The 22,137-nt window shown below is 46.0% G+C and carries 20 protein-coding genes; 10 read left to right on the top strand and 10 right to left on the bottom strand.

Annotated features, from left to right (window positions below; translation table 11 throughout):
- The 3 genes from BACCOPRO_RS12855 to BACCOPRO_RS12845 form a co-directional block, all read left to right on the top strand.
- On the top strand, nt 1-1,254 hold a 1,254-nt coding region (locus BACCOPRO_RS12855; protein WP_040311498.1), incomplete at its 5' end, for a fibronectin type III domain-containing protein.
- 72 nt (nt 1,255-1,326) lie between these two features.
- Nucleotides 1,327-1,647: a DUF8442 family protein gene (locus BACCOPRO_RS12850; RefSeq protein ID WP_022277550.1), complete on the top strand. Its 321-nt coding sequence runs from the start codon at nt 1,327-1,329 to the stop codon at nt 1,645-1,647.
- 33 nt (nt 1,648-1,680) lie between these two features.
- Complete coding sequence (locus tag BACCOPRO_RS12845) at nt 1,681-3,492, top strand: YgiQ family radical SAM protein (RefSeq protein WP_008144339.1); 1,812 nt, start codon at nt 1,681-1,683, stop codon at nt 3,490-3,492.
- 4 nt (nt 3,493-3,496) lie between these two features.
- Here the strand turns inward: BACCOPRO_RS12845 and BACCOPRO_RS12840 are convergent, their stop codons facing one another.
- Nucleotides 3,497-4,396 (bottom strand): LysR substrate-binding domain-containing protein, encoded by a 900-nt coding sequence (locus BACCOPRO_RS12840; protein WP_040311497.1) that lies wholly within the window; start codon nt 4,394-4,396, stop codon nt 3,497-3,499.
- A gap of 15 nt (nt 4,397-4,411) precedes the next feature.
- Nucleotides 4,412-4,993 (bottom strand): DUF6621 family protein, encoded by a 582-nt coding sequence (locus BACCOPRO_RS12835; RefSeq protein WP_022277547.1) that lies wholly within the window; start codon nt 4,991-4,993, stop codon nt 4,412-4,414.
- Nucleotides 4,994-5,759: 766 nt separating this feature from the next.
- Between BACCOPRO_RS12835 and clpB the strand changes: the two genes are divergently transcribed.
- Entirely contained in the window at nt 5,760-8,348 is a 2,589-nt protein-coding gene (gene clpB, locus BACCOPRO_RS12820) for an ATP-dependent chaperone ClpB (protein ID WP_008144331.1), read from the top strand.
- A 134-nt stretch (nt 8,349-8,482) separates the two neighbouring features.
- Nucleotides 8,483-9,625 carry an OmpA family protein gene (locus BACCOPRO_RS12815; protein WP_008144329.1) on the top strand — a complete coding sequence of 381 codons (1,143 nt, stop codon included), beginning with the start codon at nt 8,483-8,485 and terminating at the stop codon, nt 9,623-9,625.
- A 79-nt stretch (nt 9,626-9,704) separates the two neighbouring features.
- Here BACCOPRO_RS12815 and BACCOPRO_RS12810 read toward each other — a convergent pair whose 3' ends face one another.
- The 5 genes from BACCOPRO_RS12810 to nusB all read right to left on the bottom strand — a co-directional run bounded on the left by BACCOPRO_RS12810 (nt 9,705) and on the right by nusB (nt 13,088).
- Entirely contained in the window at nt 9,705-10,115 is a 411-nt protein-coding gene (locus tag BACCOPRO_RS12810) for a DUF5606 family protein (protein WP_008144327.1), read from the bottom strand.
- 66 nt (nt 10,116-10,181) lie between these two features.
- A complete protein-coding gene (gene coaE / locus BACCOPRO_RS12805; RefSeq protein WP_008144325.1) occupies nt 10,182-10,784 on the bottom strand; it encodes a dephospho-CoA kinase in 603 nt (200 codons plus the stop codon).
- Nucleotides 10,777-11,796 carry a CdaR family protein gene (locus BACCOPRO_RS12800; protein WP_008144324.1) on the bottom strand — a complete coding sequence of 340 codons (1,020 nt, stop codon included), beginning with the start codon at nt 11,794-11,796 and terminating at the stop codon, nt 10,777-10,779. Before BACCOPRO_RS12800 ends, coaE begins: the two co-directional genes overlap by 8 nt.
- Before the next feature lie 12 nt (nt 11,797-11,808).
- Nucleotides 11,809-12,117, bottom strand: a complete 309-nt coding sequence (yajC, locus tag BACCOPRO_RS12795) for a preprotein translocase subunit YajC (RefSeq protein ID WP_008144322.1) — start codon at nt 12,115-12,117, stop codon at nt 11,809-11,811.
- 44 nt (nt 12,118-12,161) lie between these two features.
- The gene (gene nusB / locus BACCOPRO_RS12790; RefSeq protein WP_008144320.1) at nt 12,162-13,088 is read right to left on the bottom strand and encodes a transcription antitermination factor NusB; all 927 of its coding nucleotides are present in this window, start codon (nt 13,086-13,088) and stop codon (nt 12,162-12,164) included.
- A 177-nt stretch (nt 13,089-13,265) separates the two neighbouring features.
- Here nusB and BACCOPRO_RS12785 point away from each other — a divergent pair, with 177 nt between their 5' ends.
- The 4 genes from BACCOPRO_RS12785 (at nt 13,266) to BACCOPRO_RS12770 (ending at nt 15,612) form a co-directional block, all read left to right on the top strand.
- Nucleotides 13,266-13,655, top strand: a complete 390-nt coding sequence (locus tag BACCOPRO_RS12785; RefSeq protein ID WP_022276661.1) for a PUR family DNA/RNA-binding protein — start codon at nt 13,266-13,268, stop codon at nt 13,653-13,655.
- Between the two features lie 315 nt (nt 13,656-13,970).
- Nucleotides 13,971-14,567 carry a 50S ribosomal protein L25/general stress protein Ctc gene (locus BACCOPRO_RS12780; protein WP_008144317.1) on the top strand — a complete coding sequence of 199 codons (597 nt, stop codon included), beginning with the start codon at nt 13,971-13,973 and terminating at the stop codon, nt 14,565-14,567.
- Between the two features lie 37 nt (nt 14,568-14,604).
- Complete coding sequence (pth, locus tag BACCOPRO_RS12775) at nt 14,605-15,168, top strand: aminoacyl-tRNA hydrolase (RefSeq protein WP_008144315.1); 564 nt, start codon at nt 14,605-14,607, stop codon at nt 15,166-15,168.
- A gap of 12 nt (nt 15,169-15,180) precedes the next feature.
- Nucleotides 15,181-15,612: an RNA-binding S4 domain-containing protein gene (locus tag BACCOPRO_RS12770; RefSeq protein WP_008144313.1), complete on the top strand. Its 432-nt coding sequence runs from the start codon at nt 15,181-15,183 to the stop codon at nt 15,610-15,612.
- Between the two features lie 107 nt (nt 15,613-15,719).
- Here the strand turns inward: BACCOPRO_RS12770 and BACCOPRO_RS12765 are convergent, their stop codons facing one another.
- From BACCOPRO_RS12765 to pepT, 3 genes are all read right to left on the bottom strand, one after another.
- Nucleotides 15,720-17,999, bottom strand: a complete 2,280-nt coding sequence (locus tag BACCOPRO_RS12765) for a cation:proton antiporter domain-containing protein (protein ID WP_040311494.1) — start codon at nt 17,997-17,999, stop codon at nt 15,720-15,722.
- A gap of 215 nt (nt 18,000-18,214) precedes the next feature.
- Nucleotides 18,215-19,300 (bottom strand): glycine cleavage system aminomethyltransferase GcvT, encoded by a 1,086-nt coding sequence (gcvT, locus tag BACCOPRO_RS12760; RefSeq protein ID WP_008144310.1) that lies wholly within the window; start codon nt 19,298-19,300, stop codon nt 18,215-18,217.
- A 154-nt stretch (nt 19,301-19,454) separates the two neighbouring features.
- The gene (gene pepT / locus BACCOPRO_RS12755; protein WP_040311524.1) at nt 19,455-20,681 is read right to left on the bottom strand and encodes a peptidase T; all 1,227 of its coding nucleotides are present in this window, start codon (nt 20,679-20,681) and stop codon (nt 19,455-19,457) included.
- Nucleotides 20,682-20,862: 181 nt separating this feature from the next.
- On the opposite strand from pepT, the gene BACCOPRO_RS12750 reads away from it, so the two are divergent.
- Nucleotides 20,863-22,110, top strand: coding sequence for a BamA/TamA family outer membrane protein (locus tag BACCOPRO_RS12750; protein ID WP_008144305.1), 1,248 nt, complete (start codon nt 20,863-20,865; stop codon nt 22,108-22,110).
- The last annotated feature ends 27 nt before the right edge of the window (nt 22,111-22,137 follow it).

Below are 22,137 nucleotides of genomic sequence, written 5' to 3'. Positions count from 1 at the left end.
CTGGAACTTTTGTCACACCAGAACTTCAACGACCTGAAGCTGGGACATGAACCGGCCTTCAAATTTACCGTGGCACGGTCTGTCTATAAGTCTGTCCTGAAATACCTGGCTGACATGCACGGCACCAGCTATACCGTACAGCCGCTCCCGGTCACTCACTTTGCCATCAGCGAGGGAAAGAAAAAGAACACCTTCGACCTGAGATGGATACCGACGGAAGACGTGCTCGAACCGACCGCGGAAGCACAAGGATACATTGTCTACACACGAGTGGGACGCGGAGGATTCGACAACGGAACCTATACCCGCAAACCGGAACTGACCGTTGAAGTGGAACCCGGACTGGTCTACAGCTTCCGGGTAACAGCAGTAAACCGCGGAGGAGAAAGTTTTCCTTCCGAAACACTCTCAGCCTGCAAAGCCAAACGAAGCAAGGGAACTGTACTGATTGTAAATGCCTTCGACCGGGTTTCCGGTCCGGGAAGCATCAACTCCCCCCTGATGCAAGGCTTCGACCTGCTCAATGATCCGGGTATTCCCGACGGACAGACGCCAGCCTATTGCGGTTATCAGCAAAACTTCGACCGCAGCCGCCCCGGTATAGAAGATGAAACCGGATTGGGATACAGCGGCAACGAACTGGAAGGCAAGCTCATTGCCGGTAATACTTTCGACTATCCTTTCATTCACGGCAAGGCGATCCAGGCCACAGGACGCTATTCTTTCGTTTCGTGCAGCGACGAAACCATTAAAAGCGGATCAACCGACCTGACTGCCTACAACGTGGTAGATTTCCTGTACGGAGCCGACCGGAAAGGAATCAGCCCCGAAATCCGGGAAGCACTGACGCGCTACTGCAATCAGGGAGGAAACCTGCTGATCAGCGGAGCTTATCTCAGCGACGGCAAAAGCAAGGATGCAGAAGGCAAGGCATTCTGCCAGAACGTACTTAAATATGCAGATCAGGGGCTGACCGCTCCGCTCAGCTGTGAAGAAGTCAGCGGGCTGAATGTCCGGTTCCGGCTGCCGCGCCGCGCCAACGAAACGACATATGCCGTTCCACAGTCAGGCTACCTCTACCCGACCGGCGGATCTTTCTCCACCTTCGTCTATACATCCGGCAATTACGGAGCCGGCATTGCATACCGGGGCAATTACCGGACTTTCGTCCTGGGCTTCCCCTTTGAAAGCATTCCGGAAGAAGGAGAACGGAATCACGTCATGAAGGCCATCCTGGGTTTCTTTGAAAAATAAGGATAAAAGACAAGGTTATTACGGAAAAAACTCTAACTTTGTCTGTATAAACAAACTTTAAACAGTATCGCTATGTATACAATACAAACTAATCCCACTGGTACACGTACCATGGATATTTCAGATGAACATTTACAGACCATTGAAAAATATGCACTTTTCCAGCACCTGATCGACAGCAACGGCATCGTGGATGAATCCGTTCTGGACAAGCTCAAACTGAATGTGCGCTCCCTGATCGCTTCTATGGAAGAAAACAGCAAAGATCTGCTTGACTTGTGCATTGATGTCATTTATCACAACAACATGAAAGCTTTCGGACTTCATCAGCTGATCCTGCTGTACATCCAGTGGGAACGCGACAAGGAAGCCCGGGAAGATTCCGAAGAATAATCCGATACATTATTATAATTAGAACGAAACAATTTGAAAGAGTATAAACTGACAGACTGGTTGCCTACAACCAAAAAAGAAGTAGAACTGAGAGGATGGGATGAACTGGACGTGATCCTGTTCAGCGGAGACGCCTACGTGGACCATCCGTCGTTTGGAGCTGCAGTCATCGGACGCATGCTGGAATCACAAGGACTGAAAGTAGCAATCATCCCACAACCCAACTGGCGGGATGATTTGCGGGATTTCAAGAAACTGGGACGTCCCAGACTGTTCTTCGGAGTGTCAGCCGGATGTATGGACAGCATGGTCAACAAATACACGGCCAACAAGCGCCTGCGCAGTGAAGATGCCTATACTCCCGACGGACGCCATGACATGCGGCCGGAATATCCGAGCATCGTTTATACTCAAATTCTGAAAAAAATATACCCTGACGTGCCGGTCATCCTGGGAGGTATCGAAGCCTCCCTGCGAAGACTGACGCATTATGACTACTGGCAGGACAAGGTACGCCCGTCCATCCTGGTAGAATCGGGTGCCGACCTGCTGATTTACGGTATGGGCGAAAAACCGGTGACGGACTTGTGCCGCCGCATGAAAGAAAAGCCCGTTGTACCAACTGATCTCCCCCAAACGGCCTATGTGGTCAGGGAAAGTGAATTTCAGGCAGCAGAAGAAGACCTGCGTCTGTTCTCTCACGAAGAATGCCTGAAAGACAAGAAGAAGCAGGCACAAAACTTCCGTCACATCGAAGAAGAGTCCAACAAGTATGCCGCCGCACGCATTTTCCAGCAGACCGGAAAGCAGGTAGTGGTGGTCAATCCTCCCTATCCGCCCATGACTCAAGGTGAGCTGGATATGTCGTTCGACCTTCCTTACACCCGTCTTCCCCACCCCAAATACAAGGGAAAACGTATTCCTGCGTACGACATGATCAAGTTTTCCGTCAACATCCACCGCGGATGTTTCGGCGGTTGTGCTTTCTGTACCATCTCAGCCCACCAGGGAAAGTTCATCGTCAGCCGCAGCAAGGAAAGCATTCTGAAGGAAGTCAAGGCCATCACGGAAATGCCCGACTTCAAAGGTTATCTCAGCGATCTGGGAGGCCCCTCAGCCAACATGTACCGCATGAAGGGCAAGGACGAACAGCTATGCCGGCGCTGCAAACGCCCGTCGTGCATTCATCCCAAGGTATGCCCGAACCTGAATACGGACCACCGGCCGCTGCTTGACATCTACCATGCCGTAGACGCACTGCCGGGCATCAAGAAAAGTTTCATCGGAAGCGGGGTACGCTATGACCTGCTCCTGCATCAGAGCAAAGACCCCGAAGTGAACAAGAGCACCGCTGCCTATACGCGCGAACTCATCACACGGCATGTCAGCGGACGCCTGAAAGTAGCTCCCGAACATACCAGTGACCGGGTGCTTTATCTCATGCGGAAGCCGCCTTTCGAGCAGTTCTACCAATTCAAGAATATCTTCGACAAACTGAACCGGGAACTCAATCTGCGCCAGCAGATCATACCTTATTTTATAAGCAGCCATCCCGGATGTACGGAAGAAGACATGGCAGAACTCGCTGTCATTACCCGCAAACTGGATTTCCATCTGGAACAGGTGCAGGATTTCACGCCGACACCGATGACCGTGGCCACCGAAGCCTGGTATACCGGTTTCCATCCTTACACACTGGAACCCGTATTCTCAGCCAAGACGTCCAGGGAAAAACTGGCCCAGCGCATGTTCTTCTTCTGGTACAAGCCCGAAGAACGCCGTGCCATCATCAACGAACTGAAACGAATCGGCCGGAGCGACCTGATCAAGAAACTGTACGGATAAAGCCTCAACGGGACTGCAGACACTGACGGACGAAGCGGGAAAAGATGACAGACGTTTCCGCTTCCTGTCCCTGCACCGAAACAAAACAGAAATGACGCTTGAAAGTCAGCTCAGGCACTTCGACAATGCGGAAAAGACCTTCCTTCAATTCACGCTCAACGGCAAAGATGGAAACAATCCCCATGCAACGGCTGTAACGGAGAAACGACTTGATGCTCTCCGTACTCCCCAGGTGCATCCGCACATTCAGCGACGAAAGTTTCAGTCCCTGCTCGGCCAGAACCATCTCAATGGCATCCAGCGTTCCCGATCCGCGCTCCCGCAACACCAGCGGCATAGCACGAAGTTCATCGAGAGTCAGTTCGTCAGGAATTTCTGAATCCGTATTCATACAGCTGACCACCGGCACCAGTTCGTCACACAGAAACGGTTCATACTTCAGGGTAGGTGCCCGGAAAACTCCCTCAATCATTCCCAGATCAATGGCATGTTCATGCAAAGCCTGCTCTACGTTCCGTGAATTTGTGTCAATCAGCGAGACTTCTATTTGAGGATATTTCTCCGTGAAACGGGCCAGAATCGGCGGTAATACATATTGTGCAATGGTTGTGCTGGCCCCCAGACGGAGTTGTCCCACATATTCATTCTTCAGTAAATGCATGTCAAACTCCAGCTTCCGGTATTCCTGCAGGATGCGTTCGCAATGCTCCAGCAGAACCCTTCCGGCTTCAGTCAGTGAAATCTTGTTTCCCAAGCGGTCGAAAAGCCGCACCTGATACAGGCTTTCCAGTTCGCGCACATGTTTGGTAACGGCAGGCTGACTGACGAAAAGTTCTTGCGAAGCCTTGGTGAAACTCAAGTTCTTCGCCACACTGTAGAAAGCTTTCAACCGGAAGTCAGACATAGGCATATTCTTTTCTTAAAGTTCTTCAGAACGGATTCCCAAAGCCTGCAAAATGGCAAATCCCAGCATTTCAAAACGATGGGAAGCTTCATAGGCAGGCGGATTCATGCCGAATACGGTCAGTTTGTTCCGGCATTTCATTTCGCCGATGACCTCTTTCAGACGATTTCCATACCCGTCTTCATCGGCAACAGCTGCCAGACACTGCATTTCCTTGAACTCACCGGCCAACTGAAGCGACTCGATAAAGAGTTCCTCGCGTGTTGCCAGATCCGAAGGCTGGAAGGCATAGAGGGCAAATTCGCCCAGTTCACTCTTGAAGGCCATGCCGTGCAGTTCCTTTCCTAAATCGGAAGGAGTCAGCCCCTCCAGGCGTCCTTCTCCGGATTCATAGATAAAAATAACCTGTATTTCGTTATTGCCCAGCTTCATACCTGCATCCAACGCCAGACATTCCAGCAATACCGCCAAGTCAGCTTTCGGCAGTTCACGGTTCACAATCGGGGCGAAATGGGCCTGCAGGTCACAAGTGACGCGGTCCAGATAGGATGCATCAATCAGCATCACATTCGGTGCAAATTTGATTTTATTTTCCATCATTGTTACGCTTTAGGGCATAAAGGTAACAATTCTTTCCCGGATTACAAAATGCAGAGAAACTTCGCTCTCCATGCTCCTCCGAATATGCAGCAGAAGCATCCGGTTCTTTCCGAAAAGGCAGGAGCAGAATGATCCGGCCCGGCAACTTTTTCCCGCTCCTGCCAGCGACCGCACGATACCTTCGCATTGACTGGTCAATGCAAAAAAAATCGACCGCACGATCCGGCCTCAACGACCGCACGATCCGGCCCCAACGACCGCACGATTCAACCCCAACGACCGCACGATTCAGCCCCAACGTCTGCACACTTCCGTAAAGACCGTCAGAAGGCTTTTTCCCCTCCCCTTCATCTTCTTCTGCCGGAAAAGAAAAAAGGCTTCGGGCTTTTTTAAAAACGTTTCGGGCTTTAAGAGAAAACATTTCGGCGAATGAGACAAAACGTTTCGGCGTTTTCAGACGGCCGGGAAACGGCTTTCCCTTGCGACGGCAACGGACAGCCTGCAGACCGCCGGCAAGTTCCAGTTTCCCGGATCATGCAGGCTCCTTTCAGAAAAAGGGAAACGGGCAGAACTGCCATTTTGTACATCAACACGACATTTTTTCAGTCATAACCCGTTGATTATATGACATTTAGGCAGACATTAAGGAATAAAGGCCAATGGCAGGGAATTTGATAAATACTAAGCGAATCCGGTTCCGGACCCGCAGGGATCAGAGACCGGACGAGAGTGTTAAACAGAAAAAAACTAAAAACTAAACAATATGAACTTCAACAACTTTACAATCAAATCGCAAGAAGCCGTGCAGACTGCGGTTAATCTGGTACAGAACCGCGGACAGCAGGTCATCGAGCCCGAACATTTGCTGGCAGGTGTGCTGAAGGTGGGTGAAAACGTAACCAATTTCATCTTCCAGAAACTCGGCATGAACGCACAGCAGGTGACCACCGTGCTTGACAAACAGATTACTTCGTTGCCGAAAGTTTCAGGAGGCGAACCTTATCTGAGCCGCGAAAGCAACGAGGTATTGCAAAAGTCAATCGACTACTCCAAGGAACTGGGAGATGAATATGTTTCACTGGAAGCCATCCTTCTGGCATTGCTGAATGTGAAAAGTACCGCTTCTTCCATCCTGAAAGATGCCGGAATGACAGACAAGGAACTGCGTGTAGCCATCAATGAGCTGCGCCAGGGACAGAAGGTTACTTCACAGTCAAGTGAAGACACCTATCAGTCACTGAACAAGTATGCCATCAATCTGATTGAGGCTGCCCGTAACGGCAAGCTGGATCCGGTGATCGGACGTGACGAAGAAATCCGCCGTGTCCTGCAGATCCTGAGCCGCCGTACGAAGAACAACCCGATCCTGATCGGTGAACCGGGTACCGGTAAGACCGCCATCGTGGAAGGACTGGCACAACGTATCCTGCGGGGAGATGTTCCGGAGAACCTGAAGAACAAACAGCTCTATTCACTGGATATGGGTGCCCTCGTTGCCGGAGCCAAATACAAAGGCGAGTTCGAGGAACGTCTGAAATCGGTCATCAACGAGGTAACCAAGTCTGACGGAAACATCATCCTGTTCATTGATGAAATCCATACCCTGGTAGGAGCCGGAAAAGGTGAAGGTGCCATGGATGCTGCCAACATTCTGAAACCTGCTCTGGCACGTGGCGAACTGAGAAGTATCGGTGCAACCACCCTTGACGAATATCAGAAATATTTCGAAAAGGACAAGGCACTGGAACGCCGGTTCCAGACCGTCATGGTGAACGAGCCTGACACCGCAAGCTCCATCTCTATCCTGCGAGGACTGAAGGAACGTTATGAAAACCACCATCAGGTGCGTATCAAAGACGAAGCCATCATCGCAGCCGTAGAACTGAGTAACCGGTATATCACCGAACGTTTCTTGCCGGATAAAGCCATCGACCTGATGGATGAAGCCGCCGCCAAGTTGCGTATGGAACGTGACTCACTGCCGGAAGAACTCGACGAAATCGAACGTCGGTTGAAACAGCTTGAAATCGAACGCGAGGCAATCAAGCGTGAAAAAGACGAAGCCAAGCTGGCTCAGCTGAACAAGGAAATCGCCGAACTCAAGGAACAGGAAACTTCGTACAAGGCCAAATGGCAAAGCGAAAAGCAACTGGTAAACAAGATACAGGAGAACAAGAAGGAAATCGAACAGCTGAAGTTTGAAGCCGACAAGGCTGAACGCGAAGGCGACTACGGACGGGTTGCAGAAATCCGCTACGGAAAGTTGCAGGCACTGGAAAACGAAATCAAGTCAATCCAGGAAGACCTGAAGCATAAGCAAGGCGACAATGCCCTCATCAAAGAGGAAGTCACTGCTGAAGACATCGCCGACGTAGTATCACGCTGGACAGGCATACCGGTCAGCAAGATGCTGCAAAGTGAACGCGAAAAGCTGCTCCATCTGGAAGACGAACTTCACAAACGGGTTATCGGACAGGACGAGGCTATTCAGGCCGTAGCCGACGCAGTACGCCGAAGCCGTGCCGGACTGCAAGACCCGAAACGTCCGATCGGTTCATTCATCTTTCTGGGTACGACGGGTGTCGGTAAGACCGAACTGGCCAAGGCACTGGCAGAATACCTGTTCGATGACGAATCGCTGATGACACGTATCGACATGAGTGAATATCAGGAGAAGCATACCGTGTCACGACTCATCGGTGCGCCTCCGGGATACGTTGGCTATGATGAAGGTGGACAGTTGACCGAAGCCGTGCGCCGTAAACCCTACTCCGTTGTCCTTTTCGATGAAATCGAAAAGGCACATCCGGATGTATTCAACATCCTGTTGCAGGTATTGGACGACGGCCGTCTGACCGACAACAAGGGACGTACGGTAAACTTCAAGAATACCATCATCATCATGACGTCCAACCTGGGAAGTGCTTACATCCAGAGCCAGTTTGAGAAAATAAACGACCAGAACCACGACCAGATAGTAGAAGAGACCAAGACCGAAGTGATGAACATGCTGAAGAAGACGATCCGTCCGGAATTCCTGAACCGTATCGACGAAACCATCATGTTCCAGCCGCTGAACCGTCCGCAGATCGAACAGATTGTCCGCCTGCAAATCAACGGCATTCAGAAAATGCTGAATGAAAACGGCGTAACCTTACGGATGACCGATGAAGCCGTAGACTTTATCGCCACCGCAGGATACGATCCCGAATTCGGTGCCCGTCCGGTTAAACGGGCCATCCAGCGCTATCTGTTGAACGATTTGTCCAAGAAACTCCTTTCACAGGAAGTTGACAGAAGCAAACCGATCATTGTGGAACGCAGCGGTGATTCGCTGAAATTCCGCAACTGACAAACAGGATTTTAAAGGGAAGTCTGCAAAGATTTCCCTTTTAATTTTAAATCTCTATCAAACATTTTTCACTGATCGTTGTTATATATTCGTAACTAAACGAAACTAAACGAATCATTAAATTTAAAAACATTATGAGAAAGAGAGGTATGTTGGTGGCAGTAGCCGCTATGGCTATGGCCATGTCAGTAAACGCACAGAAAGCGTATGAAGGAACTAAATTTTTCGACAACTGGTATGTCGGTCTGAACGGTGGAGGAATCACTCCTACTTCACACTCTGCATTCTGGAAGAACATGCGCGGAACAGTCGGCGTAGAACTGGGTAAGCAGGTAACCCCGGTATTGGGTATCTCATTCCAGGGATTGACCGCAGTAAACACATCCATGAGCCGCACTGCATTTGATGCATTAAGTCTGACTGCAAACGGAAAAATCAATCTGAACAACTTGTTCTGGGGCTATAACGGTGCTCCCCGCCTGTTCGAAGTAGAAGCAGTTGCCGGTATCGGCTGGGGCCATGATTTCATGAACTCAGGCTACGGATGGGACAACAGCTATGTGACCAGCCGCTTCGGTGCAAGTTTCAACTTCAATCTGGGAGAAGAAAAAGCATGGTCAGTCAACTTCAAGCCTGCTGTAGTATACCGCATGGACGGAAAGTTCGCACAGCAGCTGAATGTCAACAAGTCAGCCATCGAACTGCTGGCCGGAGTAACTTACCACTTCAAGGGCAGCAACGGAAAACGTTACATGACAATCCAGCGTCCGTATGATGCAGCCGAAGTGGCTATGCTGAACGACAAGGTAAATGCTTTGCGTGAAGCAGTAGCAGCCAACGAAGCAGCTTTGGCCGAAAGCGCAGCCGTAGCAGATCAGTTGCAGCGTCAGTTGACTGAATGTCAGAATGCACCGAAACAGGTAGAGACAATCGTGACTAACACGAATACCATGTCACTGGAATCTGTCATCACCTTCCGTCAGGGTAGCGTAAGCATCTCAGCCGACCAGACTCCGAACGTTGAACGTATCGCTACTTACATGAAGAATCACCCGAAGAGCACTGTCTCCATCAAAGGTTTCGCATCACCCGAAGGAAAGATCGAAGTGAACGAAAGAATTGCCAGACAACGTGCAGAAGCAGTCAAGAACATGCTGGTCAACAAATATAAAATTGATTCCAAGCGTATCACAGCTGAAGGTCAGGGTATCGGAAATATGTTCTCAGAAGCTGACTGGAACCGTGTAAGTATCGCAACACTGAGCGAAAAAGAATAAAGAGCACTTCCGGATAGAAGCATAAAAAAAGGAACCTTTCGGGGTTCCTTTTTTTATTTTAGAAATCTTCAGATTCAGATTATTCGCTGACAGCCGGTTTTTCAACAAACTCTGTTTCACCGCCAGCAACCAGCAGATCATACCACTGGATCAGTTTCTTGATATCGCTGGTGTGTACACGGTCGCGGTCATAGTTAGGCAATACTTCAGCCATGAAAGCGTGCAGTTCTTCTGCAGAAGCTTTACGGAAATCCAAAGAAGCAGCCTGTCCGTTTTCCTTTGTCTTTACAGATTCCAGTACTTCAGCCAGGGGAACTTCTTCAGCATCGGTATACATAGCAATATCACCCAAAGAGATTACTTTATCACTGGCATAGATCGGCATTCTCTTTTTATCTGCAACTGATTCTACAATCAGCATATTCTTAGCCTGAGAAATCAGCTTATATAATCCCGGCTTACCCGAGATAGCCAAAATAGTTTTCAACATAGCGAGTAAATGATTAAGTTTAATATTCAGCCGACAAAAGTACAATTCACGAATGAAATACACAAACTATTTGCATGCTTTTATGCATCCCAGTTCCTGAATAATTTGCCCGAGTTGAGGTTCCACCGGATTTATGCCATCGTTTGTAAGAATAAAGTCTGCTCTCTTGCATTTCAGTTCCTCATCCATCTGGGCAGCAATCCGTTCACGAACCCGTTCTTCCGGAACTCCGTCGCGCTCCATAGCCCGTGAAATCCGTATTTCCAACGGTGCATATACCATCAGGACACGATCCACGGCACGGTCAAACCTGGACTCAAACAAAATAGCACTTTCCATCCCCACCAGTTCTCTTCCCTGTTGTTTCAACCCGTCGGCCCACAACAGAAAGTCTTCATACACCCGGGGATGTATAATGTGATTCACGCGTTCTGCATGCGCTCTGGAAGCAAAAAGACAACCGGCCAGCAATGTTTTATTCAGCTGCTGTCCACAATAAACTTCCTCTCCCAGCAAGGCAATCAGTTCACGACGGATCTCCGGATGAGTCAGGGTCAGTCTTTTTGCCTCCCGGTCGGTATCGTAGACAGGGATTCCCCAGCTCTCCAACAAGCGGGAAACATAAGATTTCCCGCTTCCGATTCCTCCAGTAATTCCCAGTTTAATCATGTGTTTCCGTAACTTGCTGTTCTTCGATCAGATAATCCGCAGAAGAAGGGATGACACGCACCCGACTGGCATAGGGCGAGAATGTCTGTACAGAAAGGGGAACTCGCTCCTCCTTGTTCCGCAACAGATCTTTATAATGAATTCCTATAAAGAAGTCATTGGCTGTTACCTCCTTGAAATGTTTCAGTCCAACCTGGAAAGTAACCTGTGCTTTGGACGGGAAAGTCCGAAGCACTTTTCCCGGAGGGAAATCAACTCCCACAATGGGCACATCTACTGTTTTTTCGGAATACATATCTACATAAACAGACATATCATTGGTAGCCGGCACAAACTTGGCACCTTTTACCTTGCGGATCGCTACACGCTGATTCAGTGTATCCGTAATATTCTCCAGTTCCAGAGGCTGGGTATAAGCCGCCGTTATCGAGCCAAGCACTTCCTTCGGTGCATAGACCATGACCGAATCAGGACTGAAATGAATGTCGGAAACATAATATTGTCTTCCTGCTGAGACATGACCATCCAGGACGACAGGAACTTTCTTGGCCTTGCCTTCCGTATAAATGATTTCCAGCGTATCGGGACGGACAGACAAAAGCTTGGTGGAAGTATTCAACTGAGTAGCAACTTTCTTAAAGATCTCAGCAGAAGAAATATGTACATGATCTCCACGATCCCGATATTCTTCAAAATCGAAGGAAACAGGAAAAAAGGTTCTTCCCAACATATAATTCAACAATACGGTTCCCCGATCCTCTACCCGCACCCGGATCTCATCAGGCAATTCAGAAGTCAGCACAACTTCTTTCGGGACATTACGCAGACGGACGGGCATCTTGAATTCTGCCTGATAAAGATCATTCATGGTCTGCATCAGCCAGAAGCAGAAAGATACGAATACAAAAAAAAGGAAAACCAGAAATTCCCTGCTCTTCTGACTAAGCAGGAAATTTCTGATCTTCCTTGATATCATCAAATAATATGTCCTTATGTTCTTCTTATCGAACATAGCATAAAATTTTTATTTATTTGCCTGAGCCTGGGCATCAGCATAAATAGAGTTTTTGTCTACTTTGATTTTTACGCCAGATGCAATTTCCACAATTACGGCATTGTCTTCTATTTCTTTAATCTTTCCATAAATACCTCCGGCAGTAATTACAGACTGTCCTACTTCCAGGTTTTTACGGAAGTTGGCAATCTCTTTCTGCTTTTTGTTCTGAGGACGGATCATAAAAAAGTACATGATAGCAAAGATAGCCACCATCATGATCAGGAAAGAATAGTCAGCACCACCTTGGGCCTGTAACATGACATTCAACACGTTCATACGTTTCTTCTAGTTTTTGATTAATATTAAGCTACGCAAATATATCAATTTTTGGTTAGCTTATTCTCCTTTTTTAATTGATTAACAATTCCGTCCAATGTACCATTGATGAAACCACCGCTCTTCGGAGTACTATACAACTTGGCAATTTCCACGTATTCATTCAAAGAAACATTCACAGGAATATTGGGGAAACTCAGAATTTCAGCCAAAGCAATCTGCATGATCACCACGTCCATCACAGCTACACGGTTCAGATCCCAGTTCTTTGAACCTTCACTGATCAAATGACGATAATAATCTGCATTCAGGATTGTACGGCGGAACAGACGGCGCGCAAACTCCTGATCTTCCTCATCCTTAAATTCGGGCAAGAGTTCCTGCTTGTCACCGTTCTTCGGATCAAAACGCTTGATCGTCTTCAGAACAAAAGTATCTACAATTTCCTTATCGTCATTCCAGTACAGACTCTGGTCTTCCAATACTTCATCCAAAGCAGCATTGTTGAAAATGATCTTCTTATAGATCTTTCTCCATACCTCACGGTCTTCCTCGTAAGAAGAAGTTTCGCTGGCCATGTATTCCTTATAAATATCACTTTCCATGATCTGCTCACACAGCTTCTTCACAAAATCACCTTCGTTTTCCCAGGTCTTCTTCTGTGAACTGGCAAATTCATTCAACTGCCGGTTGACTTCCAACTGAGCAATGAAGCGGTTTTCTACAAATTTAGTGTTAGGACGAAGATCTTCTTGAGTAGGCACCATTTTACTTTTCGCAGCATCCAATCGCTTATTGGCATACTTTGTAACTTCGACCATCAAGAGCAAGAGATAGTTATATAAATCGTATGCTTTGGATAAGCTGAAGAACAACTCCTTTTCTGCAGTATCCAAGTTTTTACCACCGTTCTGATAATAAGCATAGATTATCTGAACTATCTTAAGACGAATAAGAACTCTGTTAATCATACTAACTAATAACAATATTATTTTTATGCAAAAGTAAAATAAAATCCCAACATAGCATACAAAAAATGGCATTTTTTTCTGTTTTTTTTGCTTTTATGTATTTTTATCATCTTCGCATTTTGAAATAAGCAATAAAATAAAGAAATTTGAGCGTCTTTTTAAGTAATGAATAAATCTATGGAAGATCAGAACAAGAACATCATGAAAGAAGGCGACAAGGAAATAGTCTTCTCAAAAACCGTTAAAGCCGGTAAACGCATCTACTATCTGGATGTGAAGAAGAATCGAAAAGAGGAAATGTTTCTTGCCATTACGGAAAGTAAAAAGGTGGTTTCTGGGGAAGGAAATGATTCTTCAGTGAGTTTTGAAAAACATAAGATATTCCTCTATAAAGAAGATTTCGAGAAATTTATGAACGGACTGCACCAGGCGATCCAATACATTGAACATGAACAAGGACCAATCTTAGGGGAAAGACATCCAAATGCTCACGAAATGCAAGAAGAGCCCTTATCGGAAAACAGCCATCTCAGCGCAGATGAAATAAAAATCGATATCGATTTCTAATTCATGCATTCAGAATACGAAAGCCACGAAGGTAATATAACTTTTCATGTGTGTCCCCGCCTCCTGTGGCTTTCGCATAACCTCACTCTTTATTGGCTATCATACACCTTATTATATATAGGAAAAACTCTCTGCCAAAAGATCAAACTTCAGCTACCTTCCCAACAAAGAAGGAATTATTTTGGTTATTTCAAAGGAAATCACTACCTTTGCAGCGCTTTTTTAAGCTCATCGTGTGATATACCACATCGTGTGATGGCGAATTAAGCAAGAGATAATAAACTTAATTTAGAGTAACACAAAAAGATTTGAAAAATGAAATCAATCGAAATCAAAGGTTCTTTGAGAACTGAAACTGGAAAGAAAGCTACTCACAGCTTGCGTAAAAACAACGGCGTACCTTGCGTATTGTACGGTATCCAGAAAGACGAAAACGGCAACCCGGTTGCTACTCACTTCACTGTAACAACTGACGGTCTGCGTAACTTGGTATACACACCGCACATCTATGTAGTAGACCTGAACATTGATGGCAAAGTTGTAAACGCTATCATGAAAGATATCCAGTTCCACCCTGTAACTGACGCTATCCTGCACGTTGACTTCCTGCAGATCGACGAAGCTAACCCGATCGTTATGGAAGTTCCTGTACAGCTGGAAGGTTTGGCTGAAGGTGTTAAAGCCGGTGGTAAATTGGCTCTGCAGATCCGTAAGCTGAAAGTTAAAGCTCTGTACAACGTAATTCCTGAACGTCTGATCGTTGACGTAACTAGCCTGGGTCTGGGTAAGACTATCAAGGTAGGTGAATTGAACTACGAAGGTCTGCAACTGTTGAACGCTAAGGAAGCTGTAGTTTGCGCAGTTAAATTGACTCGTGCTGCTCGTGGTGCACAGGCTGCTGCAGGTAAATAATTTGTTTCAATAAATTGAAATCAACAAATCCCTTTCAATGAAATATTTGATCGTAGGACTGGGAAACATCGGTGAAGAATACCGGAATACCCGTCACAATATAGGATTTATGGTATTGGACGCCCTTGCAAAGGCGTCCAATATTGTTTTTACCGACGGACGCTACGGGGCAACCGCCTCTATGTCGGTAAAAGGACGCCAACTGTTGCTCCTTAAACCTTCCACTTATATGAATTTAAGCGGAAATGCCGTACGTTACTGGATGCAACAGGAGAAAATTCCTTTAGAAAATGTACTCATCGTTGTTGATGATCTGGCTCTGCCGTTCGGAACTCTCCGCCTGAAAGGAAAAGGAAGTGATGCCGGCCACAATGGTCTGAAACATATTGCTGCAACCCTAGGAACGCAAAACTATGCACGCCTGCGTTTCGGAATAGGAAATGACTTTCCGAGAGGAGGACAGATAGATTTCGTACTGGGACACTTCAGCGAAGAGGACACCAGGCTAATGCCCGAACGTCTGGAAATGGCAGGAGAAATCGTCAAAAGCTTTTGCCTTGCCGGTTTGAACATAACCATGAATCAATACAACAACAAATAACAAAAGAACATTATGCCCGAAGCAAGAATAGACAAATGGATGTGGGCTACCCGCATCTTCAAAACACGTACCATTGCTGCCGAAGCTTGCAAGAAAGGCAGAATATGTATCAATGGTGCCCAGGCAAAACCCTCCCGTATGGTCAAGCCTGGTGATGTCATACAGGTTAAGAAACCGCCTATTACATACTCATTCAAGGTGCTGCAGGCCATAGAGAAACGTGTCGGCGCCAAACTGGTTCCGGAAATGATGGAAAATGTCACCACACCAGATCAGTATGAACTGCTGGAAATGAGTAAAATCAGCGGATTCGTAGGAAGAGCAAAAGGAACAGGAAGACCGACCAAAAAAGACCGTCGTGACCTGGATGAATTCTTTACACCGGAGTTTATCGGAGATTTCGATTTTGACTGGGATGATGACGAAGAGGAAAACGAAGAGTAATCAATCCTGAAAAGTTTGAAATGCCCATATAAAAAAGAGACCGCAGGCCCTCTGCTGAATTTTTCAACAGGAAGGCCTGCGGTCTTTTTTATTCAATGCTTTTCTGCTCAGACAGGCTCTTTGGCAAGATCATGCTCTTTCCACTGACAAAGTCCTTGCAGATTTGTTTCTTCACCAACAACCCACATTACATCACCTGCCTGTAAAGGAATATGGACATCCGGAGCATGCAGCGAAACATCTCCAGCGGATTCAATACCGACAACAAGGCAATGAAACTGATTGCGGATTCCACATTCCAGAATTGTATGTCCGACAAAAGGAGAAGACTTGTCAACCACAAACTGCTTCAACTGCATTTCCCGCTTCTCAAAATCATCATCCATACAAGCAGTGGAAACCTTCTCTGCCTGTGCTGCAAATTGCGACAACTGCTCATCGGTACCAATTACCTGAATCGTATCGCAGGGATATAACCGGTTATCTCCACCGGGAATATTGATGCGATGTGTTCCACGTATGATGGAGGCCACATGCACACCATATTTCTTTCCAAGGTCCAGTTCTCTCAATGTACGTCCGGCCCAAAGCGAGTCAGCAGGTATGACAAAATCGCTCAAGTGAATGTCCCGGTCCAATAAAGACCCGGCATATTCCGGACGCTTCTCTCCCAAAAATTCCTGCCGCATATCCTTCGAGCGGAGATTCTGAACAAATGTCCGCTCCAGTACAATTGACTGTTTCTTGAGAAAACGAGATACAATCATACCCGTAACAACCACAATTGCAATAGCTACGACCAAAGCAACTGAAGCCTGATATAAATCTTTGATAATATAGACAACGAACGAAATCGCAATGACAATACGGAGTAAAATAACCGAAATCAACGGTGCATGATTAAACCGGCTGTCACGCCACAGAGCCCGGAATTCTTCCGAATGATTCTTCTTCATAATCAGGGCACGGAGAAATGGAGCCACGGCACCAATCGTTATTACAGCTCCCAGCAAACGTCCCCAGAAATCTCCCAGCTGCATGACCAAAGGAACAATCAAATGCAGGCATAAAGCTGTAACGGCAATTGCCAATACCGCATAAACCAATACAATACGCACGATGGCGGTCAGCAGTTTTTTCCAGTTATTGGAATGATTGACCGGCTGAACTCCTGAAGAGTAACGCTCCAGCAAATGACGCCAGCGAGCCGGAATATACTTATCGGCTACCTGATAAGCCGGAACAGCCAAACGTATCATATAAGGTGTGAGAAAAGTCGTGATTACAGATACGGCTACAACAATGGGATAAAGGAAATGGCTTGTCACCTGAAGACTGACTCCCAATGATGCAATAATAAAGGCAAATTCACCAATCTGTGTCAGACTGAAACCACATTGCATCGCTGTCTTCAGCGGTTGGCCGGACAAAAGGACTCCGGCTGTACCAAAAATGGTCTGTCCGAGCAGCACCGCTATCACCAGAGCTATAATCGGACCGATATATTCGACAATCATACCCGGATCTACCATCATTCCGACAGAAACGAAAAAGATGGCTCCAAACAGATCTTTTACCGGAGAAACTAATTTGACGATATGTTCGGATTCAATAGTTTCCGAAAGAATGGATCCCATAATAAATGCGCCAAAAGCAGGAGAGAAACCAACCTTGGCTGCTAAGACAACCATACCGAAACAGAGAGCAAGCGAAACAATCAATAAGGTTTCATCACTCATCAGACGGCGCACTCGCTTTAAGAACAGCGGGATCAGATAAATACCTACCACAAACCATAAGATAAGGAAGAAGACCAACTTCAGTATGCTGTACACCATCTCTCCCCCTTCGAAATTCTTACTGACGGCCATGGTGGACAACATAACCATCAAAACAATCGCCAATATATCTTCCAGGATCAGAATACTAAGCACCAGTCCGGCAAAACGTTGCTGGCGAAGTCCTAAATCATCAAAAGCCTTATAAATAATAGTGGTGGAAGACATGGCCAACATACCTCCCAGATAAATGCAGTCCATCCGTTTCCATCCGAACAGCCACCCAGTACACATTCCGACCAGAATCATACAAAAAATAATGGTACATGCTGAAATCACCGCCGGACCGCCTACTTTAACCAGCTTCTTGAAACTGAATTCCAGTCCCAAAGCAAAGAGGAGGAAGATTACACCAATATCTGACCAGGTCTGAATATTGGCAACATCAGTAACCGAGGGAGTCAATGAAAAATGAGGACTGGCTACAAAGCCCGCCACAATATACCCTAAAACAAGGGGCTGTTTGAGTTTTTTAAAAATCAGCGTAATTATACCGGCACACAAAAGAATTAAAGCCAGATCGCTGATTAAAGGAGCAAGATGCGACATACTTTTCGTCTTTTTAATACAGTCGCAAAAATACATAATAAATCGCTTCCTTGAAGCCTTCTGTCTCAGGAAAATTCAGGAACCAGACATTCAGACCTGATTCTGTACAAAAAAGAAAACATCCCTTTGCCCGAACTGCCTCTCTAAAGCAAGAAGGCTGTCAGGAAAAGGGATGTTCCTATATAGTCAGTTCAAATGTATCTGACCAACCGGCATCAATGACGGAAAGGCGGTTTGACAACCTGAGCTTTTAATTTACGCCCACGATTATCAAGCCAAATCTCAGTACCCGGCTTAGCATACTCGGCCTTTACATATCCCATACCAATACCAATCTTTCGGATCGGAGACATTGTTCCTGAAGTTACATGTCCTATCTCATTGCCTTCCGCATCTGTCAGCGTGTATCCATGACGTGGTATTCCCCGATCAATCATTTCAAATCCGACCAGTTTACGAGTCACACCTTCTGCTTTCTGACGTTCAAGAGCGGCCCGATTGGTAAAGTTCTTTCCGTCTACAAATTTCGTAATCCATCCCAGACCGGCTTCCAACGGAGAGGTGGTATCATCAATATCATTACCATACAGGCAGAATCCCATTTCCAGACGAAGCGTATCACGTGCTCCCAATCCGATCGGCTTGATGCCAAATTCTTCACCTGCACGGAATACTGCATCCCAGATAGTCATGGCATCTTGTGGATAGAAATATAATTCAAAGCCGCCTGCTCCAGTATAACCTGTATTGGATATAATCACATTCTTTACTCCTGCCAGTTCGCCGGTACAGAATGTATAATATGGAATGGCAGACAAATCCACACTCGTCAGTTTCTGCAATGTAGCCAGAGCCTTAGGGCCTTGTACAGCCAACTGTCCGATATGGTCGGATGAATTTTCCAGTTCTGCTCCGACCTGATTGTGAGATACACACCAGTTCCAGTCCTTTTCAATATTAGCGGCATTCACAACCAACATGTACTTTTCGGGTTCATAGGCATACACCAAAAGGTCATCTACAATTCCGCCTGTTTCATTAGGGAAGCAAGTATACTGAACTTTCCCCGGTGTAAGTACAGCTGCATTATTCGAAGTAACCTGCTGAATGAACTCCAGCGCATGCGGACCTTTCACCCAGAATTCCCCCATGTGGGATACATCAAAGACTCCAACAGCCTGACATACCGTCAAATGTTCATCGATAATTCCTGAATATTCAATAGGCATGTTATAACCAGCAAATTCATGCATTTTAGCACCAAGAGCAATATGCTTCTCGGTAAAAGGAGTTGTTTTCATAATCTTAAGAGTTTAAGTAAAAGTAAGATTTATAGTATGTTTTTACGCGTATATTAGATCTTTCCCAAATATCCTTCTCAAAAAGGATAGTCGGAAGCCAGAATCAGAACCGATCATCCGGCTTCCGTTTTCCTGAATTCTTTCAGCTGTACTATCAATACCGTTTAGCCGTCAGCTCTGCGATCTTTACGATGACACGCATTGCCTTTTCAATAGACTGTACCGGTACAAACTCATATCGGCCGTGGAAATTCAAACCACCGGCAAAGATATTCGGACAAGGAAGTCCCTTGAACGACAGTTGGGCTCCGTCTGTTCCACCACGAATAGCTTTTACTTTCGGCTCAACCCCTGCCTCCTGCATGGCCGCAAAAGCAATGTCAATGATATGCATCAATGGCTCTACCTGCTGACGCATGTTATAATATTGATCCTTGATCTCAATCTTTACAGTACCATCTCCATATTTTTCATTGATACGGGCCGCACATTCTGACATCAGTTTCTTGCGGATCTCGAATTTCTGACGGTCATGGTCACGGATAATATATGCCAAAGTGGTTTGTTCCACTTCACCTTCCATACCAATCAGATGATAGAATCCTTCATAACCCTCTGTAGTTGCCGGAGTTTCATTAGCCGGTAGCATGGAAATGAATTCATTTGCTACAAGTAAGGAATTTATCATCTTATTCTTGGCATATCCTGGATGTACATTACGTCCTTTTACACAGATTTTGGCTGAAGCGGCATTGAAATTTTCAAATTCCAACTCACCGACTTCTCCTCCATCCATTGTATAGGCCCATTGAGCTCCGAACTTCTCTACATCAAATTTATGAGCTCCCAAACCAATCTCTTCATCAGGATTAAAGCCGATACGGATCTTTCCGTGTTCAATTTCCGGATGTTCTTTCAAATAAGCGACAGCTGCAACGATCTCGGCAATACCGGCCTTATCATCCGCTCCCAGCAAGGTATGACCATCGGTTACGATCAAATCTTCTCCAATATGATCTTTCAGTTCAGGAAACTGACGGGGAGAAAGAACAATGCCATCGCTTGCACACAACGTAATATCCGAGCCATCATAGGAACTCACAATACGCGGTGAAACATTTTCTCCACTCATATCCGGACTTGTATCCATGTGAGCAATGAAACCAATGGTCGGAATTTTCCGGTCCACATTGGCCGGAAGTGTTGCAAAAAGATATCCATTCTCGTCCAAAGAAATCTCTTCAAGCCCTAAAGCTTCCAGTTCTGTCTTCAGATATTGTGCAAACACCATCTGCTTGGCCGTACTGGGAGTAACCCCAGTCGATTCATCAGATTGTGTGTCGAAAGTTACATACTTCAAAAAACGTTCAATTACTGTCATATTATCAATCATTACTTGTTTTAACACGTGTAAAATTAAGAAATAGCCACTGAACAGCCAAATACATTACCATTTTTTCGTAAATAGCAAGGTAGATTTAATTTTTTTATTTGCACTGAGTTTCGTAATTTTGCACCCAGTATAAGGATACAACCTTATTGTCAACGATCACAGAAGATATATGAAAGAAAAATTATTAACATGCCTGGTTTGCCTGTTTGGCTCACTCGGTTTCATGTCAGCTCAGGAGATCTCCTCCTCAGACACCATTCAGAATCCAATCGAACAGACGGTTTCCCCAACAGACAGTATTTCTTCCCGCCCCTTAAGCAAAAAAGAACTCAGACGCCAGAAGGTGGCCAAAAGAAATTTTCATTATAACATACTGGGAGGTCCCAGCTATACCCCTGATTTCGGCGTTCTGATAGGTGGAACAGCTTTGATGACTTTCCGAATGGATCCTAAGGATACAACCATGCAGCGCTCTGTTATCCCGGCTTCCATGGCTTTCATGTTTACCGGAGGATTGAACATCATGGTAAAACCCCAGCTGTTTTTCAAGAATGACCGTTTCAGAATCTTCGGCCAGTTCATTTATAAAAATACGCAAGAAAATTATTATGGCGTAGGCTACGATACGAACAAGAATTACGAACGTGGAAAAACAACCAGCCAATATCAATATAGCGGTCTGCAGATCAACCCCTGGTTCCTGTTCCGACTCAAAGAAAGCAATTTCTTTCTAGGCCCTCAGATTGATCTGAACTATGACAAGATGAAAGATGTAGCCGAAGGAATTACCCGTGATCCTTCTTATATCGAAGCAGGAGGAAACACTGAAGGTTATTCAAACTTCAGTTCCGGACTGGGATTTCTGCTGACTTATGATACACGTGACATTCCGGCTAATCCATACAAGGGTATGTACCTTGACTTCAGAGGGATCATGTATCAGAAATGGCTGGGAGGAGATAACAATTTCTACCGGCTGGAACTGGATTACCGCCAATACCTGACCGTCGGCAAAAGAAAGGTTCTGGCATGGAGCGCCCAAAGCAAGAATGTACTTGGCAATCAAATACCCCTGAACAAATATGTATTGACAGGAACTCCATTTGATCTACGAGGATATTATATGGGACAATACCGAGATAAAAGCTCCCACCTCGTTATGGCCGAATACAGACAGATGTTCAATACAGACAAAAGTAACTGGATCAAACGAGTTGTTTCTCATTTAGGTTATGTCGTTTGGGGAGGCGTAGGATTTATGGGACCTGACCCGGTAAACATCGAAGGTGTCCTGCCAAATGCCGGAGTCGGACTGCGCATAGAAGTACAGCCCCGTATGAATGTACGTCTGGATTTCGGACGTAACTTCGTCAACAAGCAGAATTTATTCTATATTAATATGACAGAGGCATTCTGATCTCCAGTCTTCAGATTATTTTCTATT

Origin of the sequence: Phocaeicola coprophilus DSM 18228 = JCM 13818, assembly GCF_000157915.1 — a bacterium.
In the GTDB taxonomy this organism is placed as follows: Bacteria; Bacteroidota; Bacteroidia; order Bacteroidales; family Bacteroidaceae; genus Phocaeicola; species Phocaeicola coprophilus.
This window is presented reverse-complemented; position numbering and strand designations above follow the sequence as displayed.

Coding starts and splice junctions, on each gene's coding strand:
- BACCOPRO_RS12765 (WP_040311494.1), bottom strand. CDS start 17,999: ATGTCGCATCTTGCTCCTTTAATCAGCGATCTGGCTTTAATTCTTTTG.
- pth (WP_008144315.1), top strand. CDS start 14,605: ATGAAATATTTGATCGTAGGACTGGGAAACATCGGTGAAGAATACCGG.
- pepT (WP_040311524.1), bottom strand. CDS start 20,681: ATGACAGTAATTGAACGTTTTTTGAAGTATGTAACTTTCGACACACAA.
- BACCOPRO_RS12785 (WP_022276661.1), top strand. CDS start 13,266: ATGGAAGATCAGAACAAGAACATCATGAAAGAAGGCGACAAGGAAATA.
- BACCOPRO_RS12780 (WP_008144317.1), top strand. CDS start 13,971: ATGAAATCAATCGAAATCAAAGGTTCTTTGAGAACTGAAACTGGAAAG.
- yajC (WP_008144322.1), bottom strand. CDS start 12,117: ATGAACGTGTTGAATGTCATGTTACAGGCCCAAGGTGGTGCTGACTAT.
- BACCOPRO_RS12840 (WP_040311497.1), bottom strand. CDS start 4,396: ATGTCTGACTTCCGGTTGAAAGCTTTCTACAGTGTGGCGAAGAACTTG.
- gcvT (WP_008144310.1), bottom strand. CDS start 19,300: ATGAAAACAACTCCTTTTACCGAGAAGCATATTGCTCTTGGTGCTAAA.
- BACCOPRO_RS12850 (WP_022277550.1), top strand. CDS start 1,327: ATGTATACAATACAAACTAATCCCACTGGTACACGTACCATGGATATT.
- clpB (WP_008144331.1), top strand. CDS start 5,760: ATGAACTTCAACAACTTTACAATCAAATCGCAAGAAGCCGTGCAGACT.
- BACCOPRO_RS12800 (WP_008144324.1), bottom strand. CDS start 11,796: ATGTTCGATAAGAAGAACATAAGGACATATTATTTGATGATATCAAGG.
- BACCOPRO_RS12810 (WP_008144327.1), bottom strand. CDS start 10,115: ATGTTGAAAACTATTTTGGCTATCTCGGGTAAGCCGGGATTATATAAG.
- BACCOPRO_RS12770 (WP_008144313.1), top strand. CDS start 15,181: ATGCCCGAAGCAAGAATAGACAAATGGATGTGGGCTACCCGCATCTTC.
- coaE (WP_008144325.1), bottom strand. CDS start 10,784: ATGATTAAACTGGGAATTACTGGAGGAATCGGAAGCGGGAAATCTTAT.
- BACCOPRO_RS12750 (WP_008144305.1), top strand. CDS start 20,863: ATGAAAGAAAAATTATTAACATGCCTGGTTTGCCTGTTTGGCTCACTC.
- nusB (WP_008144320.1), bottom strand. CDS start 13,088: ATGATTAACAGAGTTCTTATTCGTCTTAAGATAGTTCAGATAATCTAT.
- BACCOPRO_RS12835 (WP_022277547.1), bottom strand. CDS start 4,993: ATGGAAAATAAAATCAAATTTGCACCGAATGTGATGCTGATTGATGCA.
- BACCOPRO_RS12815 (WP_008144329.1), top strand. CDS start 8,483: ATGAGAAAGAGAGGTATGTTGGTGGCAGTAGCCGCTATGGCTATGGCC.